Below are 4,709 nucleotides of genomic sequence, written 5' to 3'. Positions count from 1 at the left end.
ATTAATAGAATTATTCTTTTAAAATATGTAGAGCGAGTGAGGAGTAATGCAGCCTCACTCGCTCGGTTTATTGTTTATGGTTGCCAGGTTCGCAAGAAAGCGATCATATTGGCAATTTCTTCATTTGTGGCGCGCCCTTCCCAGCCAGCCATGGCGGTTCCGGTGCGTCCTTCCAGGACGAATTCAACCAGCGCAGCGTTGGAGTTGGTTTGGACAAATTCGTTGGGTTGCAGCGCATTACCAATGCCGCCTTTGCCCGCCTCACCGTGGCAGACAGCGCATTTTTCGGCATAGTGTGTTGCGCCAATCGTGGCGTCACCCATTGGCCATTGTTCTTTGAGCGCCGTCAGCGTAACCAATGCCCCAGCGTTATCGTCTGCGACTAACTGAGCGGCAGCGTTAGTGAGTACCTCAAAGCCTTTGCCGTCGGTAATTCCAAGTGCGCGTGTAACGTGGAGTTTGGCGCTGTCGACATCGTTCTCTTCCAGTGAGAAGACTGCCGATGAAATCAGGTCGGTTGCCGAGAAAGCTGCGGTCACTTCTGCGCCATCTCGCCAGGCATCAATCAAGGCCAGAATGTCGTCGATCTGATTGGGGGAGAGTACCGTGCCCCAGGTGGGCATGCCCTTTGCCGGGCGGCCATTGTAAATTGTGCCGCGATACCACTCAGTATCCAGTGCGCCAAGCCGTTCCGCGTCATTGAGCGCCGGAGCTTCGTCTGTGCCCATGCCACCCTCACCGTGGCAAAGCGCGCAGGTTGTTTCAAAGAATAATGCGCCGCGTGCTGCGTCGGGAACGAAGACTACCGGTTCGATAAGCGGTGCATCGGGTTCCCAGGCGCGGATGAAGGCGACAACATTGCGCACATCTTCATCGGTTAGCGGACCGCCGTAGTCTACACTCCAGGCGGGCATTTCGGTGCCGGGTACGCCAGAGCGAACTACCGAGAAGAAGATGCTGTCGAGCGTATTTTTAAGCACTTTTCGATCATTCAGTGCAGGGCCAACGCCGCCTTCGCCTTCTGCGCCGTGGCAGGAAACACATTGGTCCATGTAGACGGTACGCCCGTGGCGCACCCGTTCGGCGGCGATCTCATCGGCAGCGTGTGTTAGTCGGGCAGTTTCACCAAACCAGTAGTATGAAAAACCGGCTAGCACCAGCAGGGTGAGAACCAACCCAATGATCAGGTAGCGTTCGTAGTTCGGTTCATTTTTATTCATGGTTATCTCCCTATGCGCCAGTAATATGCTCGGGCTGATGTTTGCTTCTTTCGGTGGGTTGGCTGGTATCCACCCAGACCTCGCCGCTTTTGATTTCAGCGGGGAAGAAATCGAGCGGGCGCGGGGCCGGGCCACCGATAACATCGCCTACTTCGTTGAATAATGAGCCGTGGCAGGGGCAATGGAATTGTCCCTCTTCCTCAACCCACGGCACCGCACAACCTAGGTGAGTACATTTTTGCCATAGGGCTATCACGCCATCTTCGGTTCGGGAAAGGAAAAACCGTCCGGCCAAAATGCGATTGATACTGTTGATGGCGAATTCATCAATGAGGCCAGCGTATATCGAGCCACCAAAGCCGCCACTAGAAACCGGCTCAATGAATTTCAGCAGGGCAACAGTAGCCTGGGCGAAGATGAGACTTAGCGAGCCACCCCAGGCGATCCCCAGAAATTGGCTTCGGGAGAGAGATTTTTTCGTTTTTTGTTCACTCATGATACATTCTCCTCATGCAACGGTTTATAAGTTATCCCACGGGCTGTAATGGCCGGGCATATTCCAGGGCAAATACAATTCAAAACCAGGGCCGCGGAACAGGAAACCAGCCAGGGTGAATATCACCGCGCTGACGAATAACACCGTGAACAGGGTCAACACGAATTCACGCGAGGTAGGCTTGAGTCGCCAGACAACCAATAAAGGCAACCCGACAATTACACCCATCAGCAGCGCCGGAAACACGGCTTGCAGCACAAAATCGGGCAGTTGACCACGCAGCAACTCACGTGCGGGGAAAGTTGTGTCGAGATAAACGTACAGCGGCATCACGATAAGGGTGTAAATGCTAGTATATAAAGTGATGCGTTTACCGCGTTTTGAGGTGAACCAGACCCCGGAGCCTGCGCGCGAGTTATCGAGATAGGGAATGGCGATTACAAATACAACCATCAGTGCTGGCATCAGGACTGCCATCAGGGTGGGATGTCCGTGCTCGAGCATTTCCTGCAACCCCATGAAATACCAGGGCGCTTTGGCTGGGTCTGTGGTGGTGTTGGGATTGGCGATCTCTTCCAGGGGAGCATTGACGCCCAGTGACATAGCCATCAGCAGGACAACCACGATCAAGGTTAGTAGTAACTCCATAATGGCTACTACTGGGAAGGAGAAGATGGAATTGTCTGGCCCACGATCTGTCATAATTGTGGGGGCTTTGACCAACTCAACCAACGAATAGGTTTTTGTTTTGCTGGTATCTTTGCTAAAACTCTCGTTACTCATGATTCTCTACTCCTCTACAATCTCTGCGTCGGGGGCGTCTTGTGCGGCCAGCCCACCATCTTTACGCACGCGCCACATGTGCAGCGAGGTCAGCAGTGCAATTCCAGCCGGGATTACCATAATGTGCAGCGCGTAGAAACGGGTCAGGGCCTCTTGTCCAACTTCAGGCCCGCCTAGCAAGGTTGCCTTAATCACCGAACCCATCATCGGTTCATACGCGGCCACGCTGGTGCCGACAGTAATGGCCCAATAGGCGAGCTGGTCCCAGGGCAGCAAATAGCCAGTGAAACTGGCGCCCAATGTAAGCAAGAGCAGCACAACGCCAACCACCCAGTTGAATTCGCGCGGCGGTTTGTAGGCGCCTGTATAGAACACACGCACCATGTGAAAGACCACCACAATTACCATCAGGTGCGCGCCCCAACGGTGCAGATTGCGCAGCAATTGACCGAAGGGTACCAACGTTTGCAGGGTGATGATGTAGCTATAAGCTCGCTCAACCGTCGGCGTATAGTAGAACATTAGCAAAATACCCGTGACGCTCAACACGCCGAACACAATCGCCGACATGATGCCAAGACCAAACGAATATGTTGCCCGCAGACTTTTGCGGCTAACTTTCACCGAATGCAGGTGAAAGAAAATATTGGAGGTCATTACCAGTGAACGGTCGAGCGGATTGTCCGGCCAGCCGTGGCGGAAGAATGACCGCCATACTCGTGAGTTGACTATGAAATCTTTTATTCGTTGCATGGGGTTCTCCTGTTAACCTAATCGCCGTAAGAAAGTACTTCTTGGAAGCGGAAGGCCTCCATCGTAATTGCGTCAGTCGGGCAGCGCTCAGCGCATAGAGCGCAACGCGTGCACGCTTCATCATCTTTGAGCATGGCTGCTACTGTGGGGATTTTCTCATCCTTATAAGTCGAAAGCGGTTTGCCCAATTGTGCTTCAACAACTTGCCCAAAGAGTTCGTCGCTTTCAATCTGATTAAGGCTAACAATTTTTAAGCAATCCCATGGGCAAACATCTACACAGGCATTGCAGAGAATGCACTTTTGCCCATCAAAGATTGTGTTGACGCTGCATTCCAGGCAGCGGCTGCCCTGTTCTGCGGCTTCATTCTCGGAATAACCTAAATCGACGACTGTAATCCCGGTGCGCCGATCTACAGGCAAAGACGGTACTTTGCGCTGTTCGAGCTTGGTCCAGTTTTCAAACATGACATGGTTTGAGAGTTCTGTCCACTCAGTTTGAACTTCAACCTTGAGCGCTTTTTTCTGAATGAATTCTTCGATACCCAAAGCGGCGACATGGCCGTGTTTGACGGCATCAATAATCAGGCGCGGGCCGTAGGCCGCATCACCACCGGTGAAAATATCGACGGCAGAAGTTTGTCCGTTGTCGGGGTTGACTTCAATTAATCCGCGGGGCGAAAGTTTGACATCATCAGCGCCGCCGAGTACTTCCAGATCGGCTTGCTGCCCGATTGCCAGGATGACGGTATCACAATCCCAAACGCGCTCGGTGCCAGGCTTGAACTTGGGGCTGAAGCGGCCTTTTTCATCGAAGACGGATTCAACATCAATGGTTTCTAGTCCGACAACTTTGCCATTCTCACTGATAATGCGGCTGGGGCCTACCCTGGGATGGAGTTGAATCCCCTCTTCAAGGGCTTCTTCCAGCTCAAAGTCCGATGCTGGTAATTCATCCCAATCTTCCAGGGAAATCATCTTTACATCGTATACGCCCAGGCGCAGGGCGGCGCGGGCGACATCCAGTGCGGTTTTTACAGTTTCCGCTTCTTCGTCGGCGCGGGCCTCGGTATCTTTCAGGGCGTTTTGTTGTTCGCTGGTAGGTTGACCCAGGCGCAGGGCTGTGCGGGCGGCATCCATAGCCACATCGCCGCCACCGATCACTAGGACTTTTTTACCCAGCTTGACTTTGTAGCCCAGGTTGTAGTTGAGCAGCAAATCTACCGCGATGATGACGCCATCACTATCGGAGCCTTCTATATTGAGCTTGCGTCCCTTCATCAGCCCGATGCCTAGAAATACCGCATCATTTTCGCGGCGCAAGTCGGCCAGAGTGATTTTTTCGCCAATCGGGGTGTTATAACGAATATCGACGCCCAGATCCAGTATGGCCTGAATTTCGAGGTCCATGGCTTCCATATCGAAGCGATAGACCGGAATGCCATACCGCATCATGCC

5 protein-coding genes are annotated in these 4,709 nt (G+C 53.0%); all 5 read right to left on the bottom strand.

Annotated features, from left to right (window positions below):
• Positions 1-74: 74 nt before the first annotated feature.
• The gene (locus tag HN413_18105; GenBank protein MBT3392315.1) at positions 75-1,220 is read right to left on the bottom strand and encodes a c-type cytochrome; all 1,146 of its coding nucleotides are present in this window, start codon (positions 1,218-1,220) and stop codon (positions 75-77) included.
• Positions 1,221-1,230: 10 nt separating this feature from the next.
• Complete coding sequence (locus HN413_18100) at positions 1,231-1,716, bottom strand: Rieske 2Fe-2S domain-containing protein (GenBank protein MBT3392314.1); 486 nt, start codon at positions 1,714-1,716, stop codon at positions 1,231-1,233.
• 24 nt (positions 1,717-1,740) lie between these two features.
• Positions 1,741-2,499 carry a hypothetical protein gene (locus tag HN413_18095; GenBank protein MBT3392313.1) on the bottom strand — a complete coding sequence of 253 codons (759 nt, stop codon included), beginning with the start codon at positions 2,497-2,499 and terminating at the stop codon, positions 1,741-1,743.
• Positions 2,500-2,505: 6 nt separating this feature from the next.
• Positions 2,506-3,252: a DUF4405 domain-containing protein gene (locus HN413_18090; protein ID MBT3392312.1), complete on the bottom strand. Its 747-nt coding sequence runs from the start codon at positions 3,250-3,252 to the stop codon at positions 2,506-2,508.
• 17 nt (positions 3,253-3,269) lie between these two features.
• Positions 3,270-4,709: FAD-dependent oxidoreductase (locus tag HN413_18085; protein ID MBT3392311.1), on the bottom strand; the 1,440-nt coding region annotated here is incomplete at its 5' end.

This window comes from Chloroflexota bacterium, assembly GCA_018648225.1.
Taxonomy (GTDB): Bacteria; Chloroflexota; Anaerolineae; order Anaerolineales; family UBA11858; genus NIOZ-UU35.
Note: the sequence above shows the minus strand (reverse complement) of the source record. Positions and strands in the feature narration are given on the sequence as shown.

Bases quoted from the DNA above. Each gene is read 5' to 3' on its own strand.
- HN413_18105 (MBT3392315.1), bottom strand. From the start codon at position 1,220: ATGAATAAAAATGAACCGAACTACGAACGCTACCTGATCATTGGGTTG.
- HN413_18100 (MBT3392314.1), bottom strand. From the start codon at position 1,716: ATGAGTGAACAAAAAACGAAAAAATCTCTCTCCCGAAGCCAATTTCTG.
- HN413_18095 (MBT3392313.1), bottom strand. From the start codon at position 2,499: ATGAGTAACGAGAGTTTTAGCAAAGATACCAGCAAAACAAAAACCTAT.
- HN413_18090 (MBT3392312.1), bottom strand. From the start codon at position 3,252: ATGCAACGAATAAAAGATTTCATAGTCAACTCACGAGTATGGCGGTCA.